The organism is Clostridium sulfidigenes, from assembly GCF_000732635.1.
Taxonomy (GTDB): Bacteria; Bacillota; Clostridia; order Clostridiales; family Clostridiaceae; genus Clostridium_J; species Clostridium_J sulfidigenes.
Window position 1 is genome coordinate 1 of sequence record NZ_JPMD01000014.1, and the last position, 19,151, is coordinate 19,151.

The following is a 19,151-nucleotide window of genomic DNA, read 5'->3' on the forward strand; positions in this document are numbered from 1 at the left end:
TTTGAAGCCACAAAAAAATGGAGTTTACCACTTAGAAACTGGGGCAAAGTTTATGGAGAACTGTCCATAATGTATGAAGGAAGACTTCCTTAAAGCCTACGGCTAATATATAAAAAAATACACCCGGTTTAAGGGTGTTCTTGACATGTAATTTATTTACTATTATATTAAAATTAAGGCATGGTAGCTACATCATGACCTCCATGCCTTTAAAATAATTATCATAGAAAGCTATTTACAGAAATAATTTCACACTCTCACTTTTCTTTAAGGTATTATTCACTAATTAAATAAAGAAAATCTCATTAATTATCAACAGTTAAATTAATCTAATAATTCAAACTTGTACCCTTGATTTTTGACGTCTTTTATAACTGAGTCTAGTATTTCAGTATTAGTTTTAGAGACTGCATGAATAAGCAATATTGCTCCATTATGGAGTCCATTTAGAATTATTTTCTTTGCTTCTATTGGGTTAGGTTGATTATTAGGATCCCAATCAGCATAAGCAAAACTCCAAAATATAGACTTATACCTAAATTTTTAGTCATAGCTAAAGATTTTTGGGAATATTCGCCCATAGGCGGTCTAAAATATGGTGTAATATCCTTACCAGTAATGTCCTTAAATTTGTTTTCAACATCCTTAATTTCTTTGTTAAATTTTTTTTCGTTATCAGCTAAGGATGGCATAGATAAATGACTACTTGTATGATTTCCTACCCTATGACCTTCATCTACCATCCTTTTAATAATTTCAGGATTTTCATTTAGATAAGGAAGTGTAGCAAAAAATGTTGCCTTTACATCATTAACTTTAAGAATATCTAATATTTGAGAAGTATATCCATTTTCGTAACCTACATCAAAAGTTAAATGCAATACTTTTCTATCTGTATCCATAACATAATGAGCATCATATTCATGTAAGTCATAATTTAAATTGTCATTTATTCCAGGTGTTGTATGATCTTTATTTGGATTAAACCACCAAGCTGTTTTCTCATTATTTAAAGATGAGGTATTAATTATTTTATTTAAAGACTCCTTTTTCTCATTAGCAGTAGTAGTTTCTTGATTAATTTCTTCCTCAGTTGTATAATCACTTTTTATTGATGCATTTTCACTTATTTCATACTCAAGTATTCCAATAAATACTATAATTAATAGAGCTATTAAAATTATTATGTTTACCTTCTTATTCATTTCATCACCTACCATTTCTTTATAAATTTATAAACACATAACAAAACAGAGACTTATATAATATAAAAGTTTAAGAAATATACTCTAGAATTCCATCAGCGATGGCTTTTGCACACTTAGCTTGTCCTTGTGTTGACAAGAGAAATTCAGTATCAGAGTCATTAGTTAAGTATCCTAGCTCAACTAATGTGGAAACAGCATTATTTAGTCTAATTACCTTAATTTCACTGTCAGACTCATATTTTATTCTTCTATCTGTAGTATAGTTAACACTTGCTAATTTATTTTGAATATTTTTTGCTAAGGATTCCCCTTCACTATTTGGAAATCTACACCAGCTTTCTACACCTTTAACACTTGAATCTTCAAAGGAATTACAATGTATAGATACAAATACATCGGCATTTTTTGAATTTGATATATCTATACGTTTAAGAAGATCATCACTTTCATTACTGGGCCATGGAACTTCATCACTGGTTCTTGTGTAAACAACATTTATCTGATTTTCCTCTAATATTTTACCGACTTCAAGGGCTACCTTTATTGTAATATCTTTTTCATATATACTAGAGTCTGTCATAGTTCCAACGTCATAGCCTCCATGACCAGCATCAATACAGACTATAGGTCTATCAGGATACTTTAGGACTTCTTGTGTTTCAGTGTCTTTACTTCCGACTAATGTGATAGCATCACTTTTGAAGATGTTTAACTGTTTAATTCCAATGACAACAAAAACTATTAGGATAATACCTATGACTTTAAAATTACGTTTCTTTCTATTCTTTTTATATTTACCAATATTAACTTTATATGTATATTCACTTTTCACATTTTTTTCTCCCATAAATACACCTCTAATCAATCTTTATTTTAAATATTCCTCTAGACAAATTCCTCTTTCAGTAATTTCTTTTGCTGTTTCTTTTCCTACATATCTATAATGCCAAGGTTCATACTCTATTCCAGTAATATTAGTTTTATCAGAGGGATATCTTAATATAAATCCATATTTATAAGAGTTTTCTATTAACCACTTTTGCTCCGGTGTATTTTCCTGTTCCTTATTTAGTAACTGATAACTAGATGAAACAATATCTAATGCAAGTCCAGTTTGGTGTTCACTTGTTCCTGGTATTGCTACCCATTGAGCAGCCTTCTTTTTAGCTTCTTCTTGAGAATAATTTTGTCCCATATATTTACTAACCTCTTGATTAAATATCTGTTGTTGAAAATCCATGGTTCTATAAGAAGAGCAAATCATAGGAGCTAAGCCTTCCTTACGTGCATCATCCATCATATTTTGTAAGTCATTATATGCACGACTGTCAATCTGGTGGCCATTGCTAAGTTGTGCCAAATCTACACTAAAGTCTTCTGGTAAAACGGTTGAAGGATTTGCTAAAATTAAGTTCCAACTTTTTTTATCTTGTGAAGATAGATTGTTTTTTTCTTTTAAATTTTCTTGATTAGGTAAATTAGATTGAGTTTTATTTCCAAGTGATGACATACTAGAGGTAGAGGCTTCCCATACTTTAGTAACAGCATCTTTTGTAATTTTAAAGACCAAAGTAGAAAATGTGAAAAAAACTATGCAATATATTAAAACTAAATTTCTTTTTCTCTTTCTATTTATTGATATTTTTTTATCTTTTGATGTTTTCTTCATTTAAATCACTCCTTCTATGAATTTATAATATAAAAGGAATGTTTAAAAACTATATCATTTTTCCATCAAAGTTGCATACTTTGTAAAAAAACTATAATCATGATATTTATCATGATTATAGTTTTTTTAATAATTTATTATATTAAATCCTATATAGCTATCTGATACACTATATATATAAAATATTTGTTTTTCTACTATTGAATAAGTTGTACCATTAGAATATCCATAGTCTTCCACTTTCGACCATTTGATACCTAAATAACTAGCGAATTCATTGGGATTAGTTACTAATTTAATATCACTATTATTCATAAAAGACGAAATACTAAATCCATAAATTATATTGGTTTCTATATCAATTACTATGTTAAGGGCACACTCATCAGTACTTAAGCTAATATCCCAGACTTTAACTTTGTTTTCTAAATTCTTTGAATCTATATATGTTTTAAGAGTAAAATCTATAATCCTTAAGTTATTATCTAAATTAACCTTTGGAATAATATCTATATCTTGTAGCTTCTTAATTTCATTAATTATTGAGTCAGGTAAGCTTATATTGTTCATTTTAGGTTGAAATAGTTGTTTTTTATCAATGAGAATAATGTCTTTGTTCATCTTTCCATAGCCACATATCATAGATAATTTGTCAACAATAGATGTTTCAGAACTGTTGATACTATTATCACTATTTATAATAGTAGTCTCAACTTTGCCTATAAGGTAATTCTGTTGAATGTAAGATAAAATTATAGGCAGAAAAGCAAAGGCTGCTATAATGCTGAATAATATTATACCAATTATAATATTTTCGTATTTAATTTTATCTTTTTTCATATTATATTTCACCCCTTAACTTTACTATAACTTTAGTTCCTTCATTTAACTTACTATGAAATAGAATTTCCCCATTATGAAGCTTTATAATTTCAACGCATATTGCAAGTCCAAGACCAGCTCCACCTTGACTTCTTGCCCTTGATTTATCTACCATATAAAAGGCCTCTGTAATTCTTGATAGCTCACTTTCTTCCATGCCCTTACCATTGTCTTCTATGGTAACTATATAATCTTCACCTTGTCTTCTCCCGAATAAAGATATTTTTCCAAATTCATTATGCTGTCCAGCATTAATAGCCTTAATAGAATTGTCTATTAAATTTATAAAAACCGTCTTTAGGAAATCAGGCTCTACATATATTTTTTCTTCATCTACACCAAGTGAAAATTCTATATTATGTTTTCTTAAGGAAGGATGCACAATTCCATTTATTTCTTCAAAAAATTCACCTGTTGATATGTAGTACATTTTAAATTCTCTCTTCTTTAAAATAATTAAATCTAAAAGTTTCATAGATAAAGCTTCAATTCTTTTACCCTCCTCAAAGATATAATTAGCTGAAATCATTATTTCTTCTTGTGGCAATTTTTTTGAGCGAAGCATATCTGCATATCCAATCATAGATGTTAAAGGAGTTTTTGTTTCATGGGCAAAGCTTCCTATAAATGATTCTTGTCTAACATTTAAATCCTTAAGTTCTTTGACTGTTGTATCTAAGTTCTCCGCCATTAAATTAAAATTATCTGCAAGGTCTCCAGTTTCATCCTTAGCTTTTGTATATACTCTTTGTTCAAAATTCCCCCTTGCAATTTCTTGAGTTGCCTTTGATAACCTATATATAGGTTTTAAAATTAGCCATGAAACAAAAAATGATACCATTCCGCTTACAGCTATCATTATAATAACTATATATATAAAGGTTTTGTATTGGTTGTTTAGACTATCAAATACGTGAGAGATATCAGTAAAATTTTGTACATAGAAGGTTTCTTCCAAAGTTTGCATTGGAACTATAGCATGTATGTAGTATTTATTATTTATATGTACGATTTCATGAGCTTTTGTGTTTTTATCAAGCTTTTTTATAATTTCATTACCAAACTTGTCTTCCAAGTTTTCATAAATAACTTTACCGTTATCATTGCTTATTCGAAAATTCATCTTGCCTTGAACAGTACCAATATTCACTGTAGGGGCAATTTGAGCTATCCATTGGGATTTAGTGTAATTTGCCTCATCACTATTACTATTTGAAAATTCAATAAACGATTCACTGATATCATCAAGTTCTTGGGATAAAGTAAAATTTAAAATATCATTTTCTATATAAGTTGTATCAATTTCTCTTTTTAGTGAAGACTTAAAATTGCTGTTAATTAAAATATAGCTTCCAATACTAAAACAGCTAATAGATATTATGATAGTTGCAAAAAAAATTTTACAAAATATCTTCAAAGACTATACCTCCAGTCTATATCCTATTTTGTATACTGCCACGATTTTATCTTCTAAATCTAATTTTTTTCTCATTCTTTGCACGTGTAAATCTACAGTTCGAGTGTTTCCCATATAATCGTCGCCCCAAACTCTCATATATATTTGCTTTCTAAATAGAGCGATATTTTTGTTTTGGATGAAAAGTAATAATAAATCATACTCTTTAGCAGTTAGATTTATAATTTCACCCTTTTTTTTTACTATTCTAGATAAAGTATCAATCTCTATATCAAATAGTTGAAGGTGATCTTGGAGCCTATTAAAACGTCTAAGTACCCTCTCCACTCTAGCAAGTAATTCCATTATTTCAAAGGGCTTTGTAAGATAATCTTCGGCTCCAAGCTTTAAGCCTTTTACCGTATCTTTTACATTAGATTTTGCCGTTAAAAATATAACTGGAATTTCTAGTGGTTTTATATATTCAAATAGTTCATAGCCATCTACCTTAGGTAGCATAATATCTAAAAGAATTAAATCATAATTATTTTTTTCAATCATTTCAATAGCTTGTTCTCCATCAAAGGCACATTCGCAATCATAGCCAGCATCTAAAAGATTTATCCTTATTAAATTAGAAATTGGTTTTTCATCTTCAACTGTTAATATTTTAATCATACATTCATCTCCTTATGGAATATAAAATACCCTTATTTCTTTATTTTATATCATAATTGTATCATTATTGCATCATTTGTCATTTTTATATAAATAACTCATTTGTATTTTTTCAAATTCAATAACACTAGAACCTGAACTATCTAATTTGATAAATGGCAATAGAAAAAATTGATAAATATATTCTAAGCGGACCTACATTTATTGTAAATAGAATATTAAGTAAACTAAATATAAAATTAAATTAGTTAATTAAATTCAAAAGAGTTGTTGCAACATTTATACCGCAACAGCTCTTTTAATGCACCGTATTAGGAGAGGTTTGTAAATGATATTTAAAGAAGTAATTATTTTCTATTAGGTATCAAATTACCTAAGCTCTATCCAATACCTTTGAGTTATTTCATCTCCATTTATAACTTCATTTTCTAAAATTCCACCATTATTCATAATGGTTTTAGCTGAACCTGTATTATTTTTATCACAAGTAATTAAGGCTTTACTTATACCTAATTCTTTTACTATAGGTAGTGCTAGAGTTAACATTTGAGAAGCATAACCTTTTCTCCTCTGAGAAGGTCTTATTCCATATCCAATATGTCCTCCATATCGTAATAAGTAATCATTTAGCTCATGCCTAATATCTATAGCTCCATAAATTTTTTTGTCTTCATCCATTAAAAAATACATAGAAGAAGGAACTAGTCCTTTCTCATACATCCTTTCTGACTCATATTCTTCCCACTTATTTACTAACTCTTTGAAACTCATGCTATCTCGTTTAGCTGCATTTGGAACAATCTTCTCTTCAGTAGCTTCCCATTCAGTAATATAGTCTACATATTCTTTCTCCATAGATAATGTGGGTTTAACTAATTTAAACAACTATCTCACTCCTTGTCATATTATATATTTATCAAAGCTTTAATCTATATTTTAATGCCCTTCTCCTTTAAATAATTAATTATACGTTCTTTATCTTTTAATCCTTTGAATAATATTGCCTCATAAATGTAATATCCACTGGTAAATGGAGTTCTTCCTTCTTCATTTATAATGGAGTTTTTTACATTTAAGATTAAACTCCTGTTTTCTTCATTTAAATTTTTAATTACTTTAGAGACATAGTTTTTATTAAATTCAAAACTTTCTTTATCTACAATCCACAAATCCATTTTCCAAGTTTTATCGGTGATCTTACTTTCATATTGGATTCCCCAATAAAATCCCTTTGGAAGTCCTTTCTTAGGGTAATTAACAAAGTCTTGAAATTTCATTAGTTTAATATTCTTTATCTTTGCAAGTTCACTCCCCATTTTAAAGAAGTTATCTAAAGAAAATTCTTCTCCATACATTACCATGTTCATATCAATATCTTCCCAGGCCATTAAATTAAATCTATAACTACCGGTATAATTAACTTGTCCATATTTCTTTAGAATAGAGTCAATACCTTCTTTATAAATTATATCTTCAGCTTCTTTATGTAATTCTATAGCACGATTTAAATAATTCATTATTTCGCCTCACTCACTATTTTAATTGTGTAATAATTTATTTTCAATTTCAAATTTACATGATAAAGTTCCTTGATGAAAAAACATTTTCCATTTTCCATCGCAATATTTCCATATGGAACTACGAAGAGAATATTTTTTATTTTCATCAATTTCATTATGCTTTATTACTTTATACATGGCTAATATACAATCCTTTGATAATTCTTTTATATTAAAATCTAAAATTTCACACTGTAATGTAGTATCATCATCTTGATCTTGATGTATATCTCCTTTTTCATAATGATATTCTATTCCTGAACTACAAAATTCGATAAAATCATCTGCTAATATATCATTTATCTTTTGTGCTGATTTTCTTACTTCTGATTTTAGTAAATTATTCTCTAATTCTAATATATGTTCTTTGATATAATTCATTATTTCACCTCACTATTAAAATAGTTATCTATATTGTTCATAATAAAATCTGCAAAGTTCACTAGACCTTTCTCATTAAAATTAGCTTCTTCTCCCTCTTCATAGCAGTTTAAAGCTTTTTCTACAGTCTTTATATACTCCTTCGGAAGATTAGAGCATGCCCATTGTCCCCCCTCTTTTTTGGAACAAATAACATCTTCTTTAAGATAATATAAAACTCTACAAAGATTAAGAATAGTATACATAGGCAACTCTATAATTTCTTCTCTAGAATTTGCTATGTCAAAATAAATTGATTTTAAATAGTCTTTTCTTGGTACAGGTGAAAATATATCTTCTATGGAGCTACCATATATACAAATCCCTCTAGCTCTTGTTATTGTAATATGAGCAGCTAAATCTGGATCTTCTCCATCTTCACATAAATAGCTATGATTAGCTTCATAAGTTGCTTTATATGCATTAGAATAGTGAAGTATATATGGAGTTGGATGCTTAAAGTTCTTAACATCCTTTTCTAAAAGCACACTCATTTCCAAACCTTTTCCTGGTCCATCTTTAGATAGTCCTAATAAAATATCTACAAGCTTTCTTTTATCATTGGCATTTAGGTTTTCTTTTACTACTACTAAAAAATCTATATCACTTATATCAGGATTAAAACAATCCATAGCTAAAGAACCATGGATATAGATTCCTATTAGGTTATCATCTAATATGGTTTTATAGCTTTCTACTATACTATCTAATATGGTTTTTATATTTTTCATTTTATATAATTCCTTTCCTGTAACTTATACTTTTCATTACAAATATCTATGATAAATTTGATGAAGCCTTTAGCTGAATGTTCTCTTTCAAATGTTGATCTGTAAAAGGATGAATCAGAATTTCTCTTCCTAAGTCTTAAACATTCTTTTATGATTAAACTGTACTTCTTAGGTATAGTAGTTATTGCATATTCTAAAGCGCTATCTTTAGAGGTTATAGCTTTATTTTCTAAGGTATACAGTATCCTGCATAGGGTTACAACTGAAAATTCAATCCATTCATCCTGGAGAAATATATGATTTTCACTTAATTTATCTTCCCAATAATTATTTAAATTGTAGTTCATATTCTGTATAATACTACACCAATCTACTTCTATAGATAAACTGTTAACATCAGGGCAATTTATAGGTATGCCAAAATACTTTAATGTCCACCAAGTAATATAATTAATATCGTAATAGCCATAGTAATGAAGAATATTATCACAAAAGTATATATAAGGGCTTATTTCTGAATTAAGCTTACCTACTTTATCCTTAGTTATATACATGCCTTCCATCCTATTACCATATTCAAAAGTTTTACTTATTTTCCTATGGACTTTTTCTACGGTACCAATATCTTCATTTTCAAATTCCTCATTTAATATTGTTATAAAATCTATATCGCTTGTTTTCTCACTAAAACAACCTAGTGCTACTGAATTATAAACATATATACCAAATATCTTATTAGGAAAGTTTTCTCTTAGGGATTTATCATATTCATTTAACATAGGAATTAAAATCTCTGGAATGGGTGTGGTTTTTACTTTCTTCTCATAGCAATAAAAGTGAATTTCTCTATTAGGAAAATATAATTTACCTACTCTTTTATATCCATGATTATCGTATAATTTAAGTGCTTTTCTATTTTCGCTATAAGCATCTAATCTAATAGATGTGTATTTATTTTCATCAGCAAACTCTTCAATGAATCTTAATATTTTCTTTGCAATTCCCATACCTTGATATTCAGGAAGTACAGCTAACCTATGAATAACCAATACTTTTTCACCTTGAGTAATCCAATTTATGTTATTGTACTCTGAGGGTTGCTCTTCATCTATGGCGAAATATGCTATAGATAGTCCGTTGTCTTTTAACAAATAGCAATTACCACTAATAATATCAGTTTCTATAATATCTAAGCTAGGATAAAATTCATTCCATTGATAGATGTTATGGCTTTCCATATGAGTTTTACACTTAGAAATTATATCAAAAATACTTGATAGATCTTGTTTTTGGCATTTAACAATATTCATAACTTATTTCCTTTTAATCATATTTTTTATTGAATGTATTTTAAAATAGTAGTTATATTATACCATTTATATAAATATAATTCATAAATTTATAATAATAATATTGAAGTTAGTGTATAATATTCATATATTTTGAATTTAATTATTTTCATAGAAGGTGTGATTTTTTAAAAAACCTTTAGGTATATTAAGAAAAGTTAATTAAGGAGATAAAATAATGGATATTTTAATTAATAATATGGATGAGAATATGAGCTATGAAAAATCATGTGGAGCAGTAGTATATAAAACCTCAAATAAAGGAATTAAATATTTGCTTTTAAAAAGTATTGGCCTTGATAGTTATTGGGGATTCCCTAAAGGTCATATGGAATATTCAGAAACAGAAGAAGAAACAGCTTTAAGAGAAGTTTTTGAGGAATGTGGACTGAAAGTTAACTTAATAGATGGATTTCGAGCTACAGATAAATATAATATTGATAATTTTATTGAAAAAGAAGTGGTATTGTTTTTAGGAGAAGCTGATAATAGTTTAATTAAAATTCAAGTAGAAGAAATTGAGGATTATAGATGGTGTAATTATGAGGAAGCTAAGAGCTTATTAACCTATGAAAGTGGGCGAAGAATCCTTAGTGAGACTAACAAATTTTTATGTGAGTGAATTTAAGTAAACAGAAATTAAAATAAGAGGTAACCCGGAGGTTACCTCTTTTACATCTGCTCAGCTGCAGCCTGTGCTTTTTCCATCATATCTTTTACCTTCATTAGACGGCTTAAAGCACCTCTTTCATTTTCATCCAGCTTCATTTTAATATACTTAATTGTTTCTTGAAGCTGAGGAATCGTCATATATTCTAGAGCGTTTACCCTTCTTCTTGTCTTCTCAATCTCATCGGCCATAAGCTGACAAGACTTTTCTACTTCTGCAAGTTCTAGAAGCTTAGGAAGAATTAAATAAAGCTGTTCAATTGAATTATCAAGTTCTGAGGAAGTACTGTAAAATCCATAAGGATATATACTACCTGAATCACCTTCTAGCTTACGTACGAAGTTCATAACAGGTACATTTACACTCATTATGTTTTTTTCTGCTAGCTCTAAAGATATGCTTTCCTTAGGATAAGAAATAGCTTCTTCCAAGAACTCAGGTGATATAGCTGCTGATGCCATGAGGAAATCCTTAAAGGCACCTTGAAGCTTATCTTCAACTTCACCACGTAACTTATTGTTATATTTTATTAAATCTATGAACCTTCTCATTAATTCATCTTGTTTATCTTTAAGAAGTTTATGCCCTCTAGTTGCTGTAGCTAGTCTTTTCTTTAATTTGGATAGCTCCATTCTAGTAGGATTGACATTTAATCTTGCCATATGCTATGCCTCATCTCCCTTAGGCATATACTTTTCAAGGTATTCATCTCTAATTCTCTTAAGCTCTGTAGTAGGAAGTATGGTTAGAAGCTTCCATCCAAGAGATAAAGTTTCTTCTATGCTTCTATTTGTATTAAATCCTTGAGAAACATATTCATTTTCAAAAGCCTCAGCAAACTTAGCATATTTTTTATCTGCATCTGAAAGAGCAGATTCACCTAGAATTGCTGATAATTCTTTTGCTTGCTTACCTTGTGCATATGCTGAAAATAATTGGTTCATAGTATCTGCATGGTCTTCTCTAGTTTTACCCTTACCTATTCCTTTATCTTTAAGTCTTGATAGTGAAGGTAATACATCTATTGGAGGCATTATACCCTTTTGATATAATTCTCTAGATAGAATAATTTGTCCTTCTGTTATATATCCAGTTAAGTCTGGAATTGGGTGAGTTTTATCATCCTCTGGCATTGTAAGAATCGGAATTTGAGTGATAGATCCTTCTATACCTTTTAATCTTCCAGCTCTTTCATAAAGAGTAGATAGGTCCGTATAAAGATATCCTGGATATCCACGTCTACCTGGAACTTCCTTTCTAGCAGCGGATACTTCTCTTAAAGCTTCTGCATAGTTTGTTATATCAGTCAATATAACAAGTACGTGCATTCCTTTTTCATAAGCTAAATACTCAGCTGTAGTAAGAGCCATTCTTGGGGTAGCTATTCTCTCGATAGCTGGGTCAGAAGCTAAGTTCATGAATAGTACTGATTTATCTATAGCACCAGTCTTTTTAAACTCATCTACGAAGAATTGAGCTTCTTCAAAAGTTATACCTATAGCTCCAAATACAACGGCAAACTTAGAATCTGAGTTAAGAACTTGAGCTTGACGTGCTATTTGAGCAGCCAATTGTGCATGTGGAAGTCCTGAACCTGAAAATACAGGTAGTTTTTGACCTCTAACTAATGTATTAAGCCCATCTATAGCAGAAATTCCAGTTTGAATAAATTCAGATGGATAATCCCTTGATACTGGGTTAATTGGCTCACCGTTTATATCTACTCTTTTTTCAGCTATAATACTAGGACCATCATCGTTTGGATTTCCCATACCATCAAATATTCTTCCTAACATATCCTCAGATACACCAAGTTCTAGAGGTCTTCCTAGAAATTTAGCTTTAGTACCTTTTAAGTTTATTCCAGATGAACCTTCGAAAAGTTGAACCATTGCTTTAGAACCATTAACTTCTAGAACTTTACCTCTTCTCTTTTCTCCAGTTTGTAATTCTATTTCAACTAATTCGTCATATTTAACGCCTTCAACACCTTCAACAACCATCAAAGGTCCTACAACTTCTGTAACAGTTCTGTATTCTTTAAGCATCTAGAACCCCTCCTTCGCTAATTAATCTATTAATTTCTACTACTAATTCCTCAGCGATGTTATTGATAGTGTCAATATTATCTTCGGCAATATATTTACTTCTTGCAATTTTATCTCTCATAGGTAAATTTAATATATTGTTTAGATAAACTCCAGCTTCTAAAGCACGTTCAGCTTCTTTTCTAAATAATAGAATTAATTTTAGCATTTTATGTTGTTTGCCAAGTGAAGCATAAGTGTCTATTTCATGGAAAGCATTTTGTTGTAAATAGTCTTCTCTAAGAGACTTTGCAACTTCTAATTTTAATCTATCTTTTTCAGATAGTGCATCTATACCTACTAATCTAACAATTTCATCAAGGCTAGCTTCTTCTTGTAGTAGTGTCATAGCTTCAATTCTTAATTGAGACCAATCTGATGCTACTTCATCATCCATCCATTGACCTATACTATCTAAGTATAATGAGTATGAACTTAACCAGTTTATTGAAGGGAAGTGACGCTTATAAGCTAATTGAGCATCTAGTCCCCAGAAAACCTTAACTATTCTTAAAGTAGATTGAGTAACTGGTTCAGATAAGTCTCCACCTGGAGGAGATACGGCTCCAATAGCAGTAACTGCTCCTTGTCTACCATCTTTTCCTAAACATACAACCTTACCAGCTCTTTCATAATAATCTGCAAGTCTTGATCCTAGGTAAGCTGGATATCCTTCATCACCAGGCATCTCTTCAAGTCTACCGGACATTTCTCTTAGAGCCTCAGCCCATCTTGAAGTAGAGTCTGCCATTATAGAAACTGAGTATCCCATATCTCTAAAGTATTCTGCTATAGTTATACCAGTGTAGATACAAGCTTCACGGGCTGCAACTGGCATATTTGAAGTATTAGCAATAAGTACTGTTCTCTTCATTAAGCTTTCACCAGTTTTTGGGTCTTTAAGTTCTGGGAATTCATTAAGAACGTCTGTCATTTCATTACCACGTTCACCACATCCAACATAAACAACAATTTCAGTATCTCCCCATTTAGCTATCTGGTGTTGAACTACTGTTTTACCAGCTCCGAAAGGTCCTGGTACCGCTGCAGCTCCACCTTTAGCTACTGGGAAAAATGTATCTATAACTCTTTGTCCTGTAATCATTGGCTCAATAGGTTTTAACTTGCTAGCATAAGGTCTTCCTTTTCTAGCTGGCCATTTTTGCATTAGGGTTAACTCTTTATCACCCTTTTCGGTTTCTACGATACAAACAGTTTCAACTATAGTAAAGTTACCTGATTTTATTTCTTTAATCTTTCCTTTTACTCCATAAGGAACCATTATCTTGTGAAGTACTACGGCAGTTTCTTGAACTGTTCCAATAATATCTCCAGCTTCTACCTCATCTCCAACCTTTGCTGTAGCATTAAATTCCCAAACCCTTGTTCTGTCTAGAGACTTAACTGCAACACCTTTTTTTAGGAAATGAGAATTTGCAGCTTCTTGCAAAGCATTAAGTGGTCTTTGAATACCATCAAACATAGCTTCGATTAATCCTGGTCCAAGTTCTATACTTAGTGGCTCTCCTGTTGTAATTACTGGGTCTCCAGGTCCTATACCAGAGGTTTCCTCATAAACCTGAATGGAAGCTTTATCGCCTCTCATTTCAATGATTTCACCAATAAGTCCCTTTTCACCAACTTTTACAACGTCAAATATATTAGCATTATCCATGTCCTTAGCAACTACTAATGGACCTGAAACTTTAACAATAGTACCATTCTTCAAGTTTTTTACCTACCTTTCTATAAGATATTTACTCCAACAGCTTTTTCTACATAATCGCTGATTTTTTGTTTACCAATATTTAGTGTGCCTTGATTGCTTGGTATAAGTATAATTGCAGGTATAAGCTTTTTATTATACCTTTCAATAGTTTCTTCTAAATGCTGAGCTAATTGCTCAGTTAAAAATATTACAGCATAATTTTCAAAAGCCATTTTATCTACAATTTTTCTTGCTTCTTCAGCTTCAACTGCTGGATAAACATCAATTCCTAAGGCCTTAAATGCTAGTATTGAATCTTTATCTCCAACTACACCTATCTTATACATATAGTTCACGCAACCTTTCTCTGATAACTTCAGTAGCAACCTTATTAATCTTTCCTACCATAATAATTCTAATTATTTTAATTTCAGTTTCTTTAGCAATTATATATGCAATGATAGGCTCTGGTCCGAAGTTAACTCTCTTAGCTTCCTTTGCATGATCCATAATATAATTATCATAGAGTACATCTAAGGATGAAATGCTACCTGTAGCCATGTATTCTTCTAAGATGGTATGTAGTACCTTTGAGTAAGGGGTTCTAGATATTTTACTAGTAAAGATTTCTAGGGATTCATTTATTCCTTCTATAAAAAAGTTATGCTTTATAGTTCCATTAGGTATTAATACACCTTCAAGGAATCTACCATCTTTATTTTGCTTTTTAACTCTAAGCATAGTCTTTATATTAGTAATATCTATAGATTCATTTACATATCTAGTTATATACTGAACATCTATATTCCTTGCTTTTTCTATCATACCTTCAAACATGTATTTATCTAAAAGAGTGTCTATTACTTGAGGATCTGAATTAACCTCAAACTCTTTTTCTACCTTAGTTATAACCTTTTGAATTTGCTTATCTAAGGATTTTAGCTCATCAGATAAAATACAGTTTTTAAGAGTATCTAAAGGAATTGTTCCTATTGGTATTAAAATATTAGATAAATCCTTGCCCAAGGCTTTTGCCTTTAATAAAACTTTAATATTATGATAATCATATCTTAAACTCATAATATCTATAATTTCTTTTACAGGAGATATTTTATATAAAGTGCTGTAAAGATTCACTAGCTCTTCCTTAAGGATTTTTTCATAATCATAAACTGAATCTATATTATTAATAAGTTCACCATAAGTAGTTTCTTGTAATATCTTTAAAACTTCCTGTGGTCCATCACTATCCAATAATCTTTCAATTTTATTTTTATCAAGGAGTCTTTTTTCCATTACCCTTAATCGAGCTACAGCATGGGTAAAATCCATTCTGTCCATTTAAATACCTCCTCACTATTCTGTAAACAATATTTTCCCAACTTCATACTCTAATTCATATTTAAGTGAATTCACAAGTTCATCAAAGGAATTATTTATCTCAATTCCATTTTTACTAAGGATAAACCCACCATCAATTTCATGAGTTTTAACGTTGAATTTTAAATTTCCTAATTTGCCCTTAGATATTAAGGCCTTATTTACCTCGGCTAAGAACTTTTCAGGAAGCTTATCTCTATCTACTGGGTTTATAATTATTTCTTCATCTCCATGGATGTCTATAGCCATAATAGAGTTCTTTATGAATTTAGTGAATTCTTCTGCATTCATAGCTTTTAGTTTTTCCTTAGCTGCTTCAAACACTTTCTCAATAACTTGTTGCTTTGCTAATAATTTTTTATTTCTTATTTCTAAATCAGTTTTTGAGATAATTCTTTCTTTTATAGTTTTGCTTTCCATTTCAGCTTTTTGTAAAATAGAAGAAGCTTTTTTATTGGCCTCTTCTGTTTTCTTTTTAATTATTTCATCAGCTTTAACGGTAGCTTCATTTAAAATTTCAATTTTTTTTACTTCTGCATCCTTTATAATTTTAGAAGTAAGATTATCCAAATTAGACATATTATTCACTTCCTTAATTAAAAGTTACCACTCATTACTAGTAGAAGAGACATTACAAATCCTAAAAGTGCATAAGTTTCAACCATAACAGTTAATATAATACCTTTTGTGTTGTGCTCTGGTCTCTTAGCTAAAATTTGAACTGCTGAAGCTGCTGTTTTCGCTTGAGATATAGCTGATTTCCATCCTGCTATAGCTATTGGAAGACAAGCTGCAAATAGATAAAACCCTTGACCAAAAGACATATCTGGTGATAATTGTAAAGATACTAAAAGTGCTATAACAAATCCATATAATCCTTGAGTACCTGGAAGTAATTCAAGAATTAAGGCTTTACCAAACTTCTCTGGTTCTTCTGCTAAAAGTCCACTTGCTGCTTCACCAACTATACCAACACCCTTTGCTGATCCTATCCCTGGTAATGCTGCTGCAAGAGCAACTCCTATAGCTGCTATAATTATTCCACCGTTTCCCATTAAAAAATCCATCATAATATTTTTTCCTCCTAATTTATCTATTTTGATATTTTAAAATATTTAGAATTATATTTTAAAGGCTTAAAGGATGTACCTCCACCTTCATAAAATTTTCCGAAATATTCAAGGTATTGTAATCTACATGTGTGAACATAGGCACCTAATGCGTTGATAAATAAGTTAAATACATGGCCTACTACGAATATTGCTACACCAAATATAATTGTAGCCCATGAAGTTGATACCATACTTACCATAATATTAAATGCATAAGCGATAAATCCTGTTGCAAGTCCTAAAGCTGCAAGTCTAGTATAAGAAACTAAATCACCTACATAGGATGTTATTCCATATAGAGCATAGAATCCTTGACCTAACTTACCACCTATAGAACTTTCTTGGCGTCCGTTAGTAAGTACAATTCCTACCATTCCAGCAATAGTACCATATTTTGCTATAGCAATTATTACAGCTGGAACTCCAAGAGAAGCTAAATCTACAAAAGCACTTAATGCCCAAATAATTGCACCAGTTAGGGTAATATACCATAATCCAACGTCTGCAAAGGCTCCAAAGTAATCTTTATCTCTTATTTGCATGTATGCTTTAATTCCAAGACCTACATAAATTTGAATTAGTCCCATTACTACAGAGACAATCATTAGTAATCCAACATTACTATCCGGTTTCATCCATAGAGGAGCTATCTTGATAAAATCCCCAAAATAACTACCATACATGATGCCCCAGAATATAGTAGAAATACTTAATAAGAAAAACATCTTTATAGATTTTCTCGTGTCCCCATCTAAATTAAAAGTAGTAAGTGCAATTAAAGTACCTACAAACATCACAAGGCCATATCCAGCATCTGATAGCATCATTCCAAAGAAGAATATGTAAAAAGGTGCTAACAGTGGTGTTGGATCAATCTCCTTATACTTAGGTACACTGTACATAGAAGTAATATTTTCAAAGGATTCAAAGACTTTATTGTTTTTTAATTTAACAGGTACATCGTCACCTTCTGCGGATTCTGATTCTAAATAATAATCATCACCTAAAATACTTTTCAATGTGCTTTGAAAGTCATTATGCAATTCGGAAGGATAGTATCCTTCTATAGCCACAATGTTTTTACTCTTCAGGAAATTTTCGGTAGATTTTAATCTTAATAATAAAGAACTGTAGTATTCGTAAACTACTTTATATTCTTCTAGTTTATTAACATGTTCTTTCATACCTTCTTGAATAAAATTATTTTCTGTATTTATTGATTCAATGGTTTTTTTGTACTCTTTTATAACTTCTTTAGGTACCCCATCACATTGAATATCAATCTTACTGAAACTTGAAGATTTGAGCAGTTGTTCTATATCAGCTAAGTCATCATTGTGAGCTATCACCATTATGTAGCTGTTTCTACCTATGCTGCTAATAACTTCAAAGTAGTAGTTTTTAGTTGTTTCCTCTAACTTAAGCCTTAAAGAATCTACATTCCCTTGTGGAATTTCACCTAGTATAGCCTTAGATTTTTTTAGTACATTTATGCTTTCTACTGAGGTGTCTAAAGATTCCCATGGTTTTAGCTCTTCTATATTGGCCTTTAATTTAGTTATATAATTATGATTCATGTTTATTTTATTATCTTTTTGTTTTAGGTCACTATATACCTCATGCCAATGAGAGGTACTTGTAATTTGCTCTAACACATCATAGCTATAGCTCTTTTTTCCTTCCTTTAGGTCTTTTAGTAGTTTAGGCTTTTCACTAAATGTGCTCAAAAGCTCAATGATAAATTTTACTTTTGATAATTCACCTTCTACTTCAGAAATTTCACTGCTTGCACTATCACTTTTTAATTGATTCAATTCACTACTTTCATTTTTACTTAAATCTAGGAATTGTACATTTTGGAAGGATTGCAGTTTCTCAAGCAAAGATTTTTTTTGATTTTCAAAGGCTAAGAGCATAAATTTATTCATTTTAACTATTGCCATTGAACTTCACTATCCTCTCAATTACTAAATTAATAGCTAAATCAATCTTTTCCTTAGAAGTATTAATTATATTTTTAACTTCTTCATCCCCTTTAGCTAAGGTTGGTTGTGACTCCTCATTTCCTTTATTAAGAGCATCTTCTTTCATTTTTTTTGCTTTTTCTGTAGCATCTTCAATGATAGCATGGTACTCTTCATTGCCTTTAACTTGAGCATCACTAATTATTTGTTTGCTATTTTCTACTGCTTTCTCTAATATATCCTTTGCAGTAGATTCGGCCTGTTGAATTTTACTAATTGCTTCTAGCGCCAAAATATCACCACCTTTTAAGTATTAATTATATATATAACCACTTGCA

21 protein-coding genes are annotated in these 19,151 nt (G+C 30.2%); 1 reads left to right on the plus strand and 20 read right to left on the minus strand.

Annotated features, from left to right (window positions below; genetic code table 11):
* Window positions 1-467: 467 nt before the first annotated feature.
* The 11 genes from IO99_RS05895 to IO99_RS18675 form a co-directional block, all read right to left on the minus strand.
* A complete protein-coding gene (locus IO99_RS05895) occupies window positions 468-1,205 on the minus strand; it encodes a polysaccharide deacetylase family protein (protein WP_051823953.1) in 738 nt (245 codons plus the stop codon).
* 70 nt (window positions 1,206-1,275) lie between these two features.
* Window positions 1,276-2,055 carry an N-acetylmuramoyl-L-alanine amidase family protein gene (locus IO99_RS05900; protein WP_051823954.1) on the minus strand — a complete coding sequence of 260 codons (780 nt, stop codon included), beginning with the start codon at window positions 2,053-2,055 and terminating at the stop codon, window positions 1,276-1,278.
* A 21-nt stretch (window positions 2,056-2,076) separates the two neighbouring features.
* Window positions 2,077-2,877 carry a M15 family metallopeptidase gene (locus IO99_RS05905; protein ID WP_051823955.1) on the minus strand — a complete coding sequence of 267 codons (801 nt, stop codon included), beginning with the start codon at window positions 2,875-2,877 and terminating at the stop codon, window positions 2,077-2,079.
* 126 nt (window positions 2,878-3,003) lie between these two features.
* Window positions 3,004-3,717 (minus strand): hypothetical protein, encoded by a 714-nt coding sequence (locus tag IO99_RS05910; protein ID WP_035131345.1) that lies wholly within the window; start codon window positions 3,715-3,717, stop codon window positions 3,004-3,006.
* Window position 3,718: 1 nt separating this feature from the next.
* Entirely contained in the window at window positions 3,719-5,176 is a 1,458-nt protein-coding gene (locus IO99_RS05915) for a sensor histidine kinase (protein WP_035131347.1), read from the minus strand.
* Window positions 5,177-5,179: 3 nt separating this feature from the next.
* The gene (locus IO99_RS05920; RefSeq protein WP_035131349.1) at window positions 5,180-5,833 is read right to left on the minus strand and encodes a response regulator transcription factor; all 654 of its coding nucleotides are present in this window, start codon (window positions 5,831-5,833) and stop codon (window positions 5,180-5,182) included.
* Between the two features lie 369 nt (window positions 5,834-6,202).
* Window positions 6,203-6,718 (minus strand): GNAT family N-acetyltransferase, encoded by a 516-nt coding sequence (locus IO99_RS05925; RefSeq protein ID WP_423219421.1) that lies wholly within the window; start codon window positions 6,716-6,718, stop codon window positions 6,203-6,205.
* Between the two features lie 44 nt (window positions 6,719-6,762).
* Complete coding sequence (locus IO99_RS05930; protein WP_035131351.1) at window positions 6,763-7,350, minus strand: hypothetical protein; 588 nt, start codon at window positions 7,348-7,350, stop codon at window positions 6,763-6,765.
* Window positions 7,351-7,371: 21 nt separating this feature from the next.
* Window positions 7,372-7,773, minus strand: a complete 402-nt coding sequence (locus tag IO99_RS05935; protein WP_035131353.1) for a nuclear transport factor 2 family protein — start codon at window positions 7,771-7,773, stop codon at window positions 7,372-7,374.
* On the minus strand, window positions 7,773-8,543 hold the full coding sequence (locus IO99_RS05940; protein ID WP_035131355.1) for an aminoglycoside adenylyltransferase domain-containing protein: 771 nt from the start codon (window positions 8,541-8,543) through the stop codon (window positions 7,773-7,775). The genes IO99_RS05935 and IO99_RS05940 overlap by 1 nt, the downstream gene beginning before the upstream one ends.
* Window positions 8,540-9,853 carry a GNAT family N-acetyltransferase gene (locus tag IO99_RS18675; protein ID WP_084178092.1) on the minus strand — a complete coding sequence of 438 codons (1,314 nt, stop codon included), beginning with the start codon at window positions 9,851-9,853 and terminating at the stop codon, window positions 8,540-8,542. Before IO99_RS18675 ends, IO99_RS05940 begins: the two co-directional genes overlap by 4 nt.
* A 217-nt stretch (window positions 9,854-10,070) precedes the next feature.
* Here IO99_RS18675 and IO99_RS05955 point away from each other — a divergent pair, with 217 nt between their 5' ends.
* Complete coding sequence (locus IO99_RS05955; protein ID WP_198028562.1) at window positions 10,071-10,514, plus strand: bis(5'-nucleosyl)-tetraphosphatase; 444 nt, start codon at window positions 10,071-10,073, stop codon at window positions 10,512-10,514.
* 50 nt (window positions 10,515-10,564) lie between these two features.
* Here IO99_RS05955 and IO99_RS05960 read toward each other — a convergent pair whose 3' ends face one another.
* Genes IO99_RS05960 through IO99_RS06000 form a run of 9 tightly spaced genes read right to left on the minus strand, consistent with a single transcriptional unit; the run spans window position 10,565 to window position 19,105 of the window.
* A complete protein-coding gene (locus tag IO99_RS05960) occupies window positions 10,565-11,224 on the minus strand; it encodes a V-type ATP synthase subunit D (RefSeq protein WP_035131357.1) in 660 nt (219 codons plus the stop codon).
* Between the two features lie 3 nt (window positions 11,225-11,227).
* A complete protein-coding gene (locus IO99_RS05965) occupies window positions 11,228-12,610 on the minus strand; it encodes a V-type ATP synthase subunit B (protein WP_035131359.1) in 1,383 nt (460 codons plus the stop codon).
* Window positions 12,603-14,378: a V-type ATP synthase subunit A gene (locus tag IO99_RS05970; RefSeq protein ID WP_035131361.1), complete on the minus strand. Its 1,776-nt coding sequence runs from the start codon at window positions 14,376-14,378 to the stop codon at window positions 12,603-12,605. The genes IO99_RS05965 and IO99_RS05970 overlap by 8 nt, the downstream gene beginning before the upstream one ends.
* 17 nt (window positions 14,379-14,395) lie before the next feature.
* Entirely contained in the window at window positions 14,396-14,704 is a 309-nt protein-coding gene (locus tag IO99_RS05975) for a V-type ATP synthase subunit F (protein ID WP_035131363.1), read from the minus strand.
* Window positions 14,697-15,698, minus strand: coding sequence for a V-type ATP synthase subunit C (locus IO99_RS05980; protein ID WP_035131365.1), 1,002 nt, complete (start codon window positions 15,696-15,698; stop codon window positions 14,697-14,699). The genes IO99_RS05975 and IO99_RS05980 overlap by 8 nt, the downstream gene beginning before the upstream one ends.
* Before the next feature lie 15 nt (window positions 15,699-15,713).
* The gene (locus tag IO99_RS05985; protein WP_035131367.1) at window positions 15,714-16,316 is read right to left on the minus strand and encodes a V-type ATP synthase subunit E; all 603 of its coding nucleotides are present in this window, start codon (window positions 16,314-16,316) and stop codon (window positions 15,714-15,716) included.
* Window positions 16,317-16,333: 17 nt separating this feature from the next.
* Window positions 16,334-16,807, minus strand: a complete 474-nt coding sequence (locus IO99_RS05990) for a V-type ATP synthase subunit K (RefSeq protein ID WP_156964299.1) — start codon at window positions 16,805-16,807, stop codon at window positions 16,334-16,336.
* 23 nt (window positions 16,808-16,830) lie between these two features.
* A complete protein-coding gene (locus IO99_RS05995) occupies window positions 16,831-18,792 on the minus strand; it encodes a V-type ATP synthase subunit I (RefSeq protein WP_035131369.1) in 1,962 nt (653 codons plus the stop codon).
* Window positions 18,779-19,105 (minus strand): hypothetical protein, encoded by a 327-nt coding sequence (locus IO99_RS06000; RefSeq protein ID WP_035131371.1) that lies wholly within the window; start codon window positions 19,103-19,105, stop codon window positions 18,779-18,781. Before IO99_RS06000 ends, IO99_RS05995 begins: the two co-directional genes overlap by 14 nt.
* Between the last annotated feature and the right edge of the window lie 46 nt (window positions 19,106-19,151).

Coding starts and splice junctions, on each gene's coding strand:
- IO99_RS05895 (WP_051823953.1), bottom strand. CDS start 1,205: ATGAATAAGAAGGTAAACATAATAATTTTAATAGCTCTATTAATTATA.
- IO99_RS05900 (WP_051823954.1), bottom strand. CDS start 2,055: ATGGGAGAAAAAAATGTGAAAAGTGAATATACATATAAAGTTAATATT.
- IO99_RS05905 (WP_051823955.1), bottom strand. CDS start 2,877: ATGAAGAAAACATCAAAAGATAAAAAAATATCAATAAATAGAAAGAGA.
- IO99_RS05910 (WP_035131345.1), bottom strand. CDS start 3,717: ATGAAAAAAGATAAAATTAAATACGAAAATATTATAATTGGTATAATA.
- IO99_RS05920 (WP_035131349.1), bottom strand. CDS start 5,833: ATGATTAAAATATTAACAGTTGAAGATGAAAAACCAATTTCTAATTTA.
- IO99_RS05930 (WP_035131351.1), bottom strand. CDS start 7,350: ATGAATTATTTAAATCGTGCTATAGAATTACATAAAGAAGCTGAAGAT.
- IO99_RS05935 (WP_035131353.1), bottom strand. CDS start 7,773: ATGAATTATATCAAAGAACATATATTAGAATTAGAGAATAATTTACTA.
- IO99_RS05940 (WP_035131355.1), bottom strand. CDS start 8,543: ATGAAAAATATAAAAACCATATTAGATAGTATAGTAGAAAGCTATAAA.
- IO99_RS18675 (WP_084178092.1), bottom strand. CDS start 9,853: ATGAATATTGTTAAATGCCAAAAACAAGATCTATCAAGTATTTTTGAT.
- IO99_RS05955 (WP_198028562.1), top strand. CDS start 10,071: ATGGATATTTTAATTAATAATATGGATGAGAATATGAGCTATGAAAAA.
- IO99_RS05960 (WP_035131357.1), bottom strand. CDS start 11,224: ATGGCAAGATTAAATGTCAATCCTACTAGAATGGAGCTATCCAAATTA.
- IO99_RS05965 (WP_035131359.1), bottom strand. CDS start 12,610: ATGCTTAAAGAATACAGAACTGTTACAGAAGTTGTAGGACCTTTGATG.
- IO99_RS05975 (WP_035131363.1), bottom strand. CDS start 14,704: ATGTATAAGATAGGTGTAGTTGGAGATAAAGATTCAATACTAGCATTT.
- IO99_RS05980 (WP_035131365.1), bottom strand. CDS start 15,698: ATGGACAGAATGGATTTTACCCATGCTGTAGCTCGATTAAGGGTAATG.
- IO99_RS05985 (WP_035131367.1), bottom strand. CDS start 16,316: ATGTCTAATTTGGATAATCTTACTTCTAAAATTATAAAGGATGCAGAA.
- IO99_RS05990 (WP_156964299.1), bottom strand. CDS start 16,807: ATGATGGATTTTTTAATGGGAAACGGTGGAATAATTATAGCAGCTATA.
- IO99_RS05995 (WP_035131369.1), bottom strand. CDS start 18,792: ATGGCAATAGTTAAAATGAATAAATTTATGCTCTTAGCCTTTGAAAAT.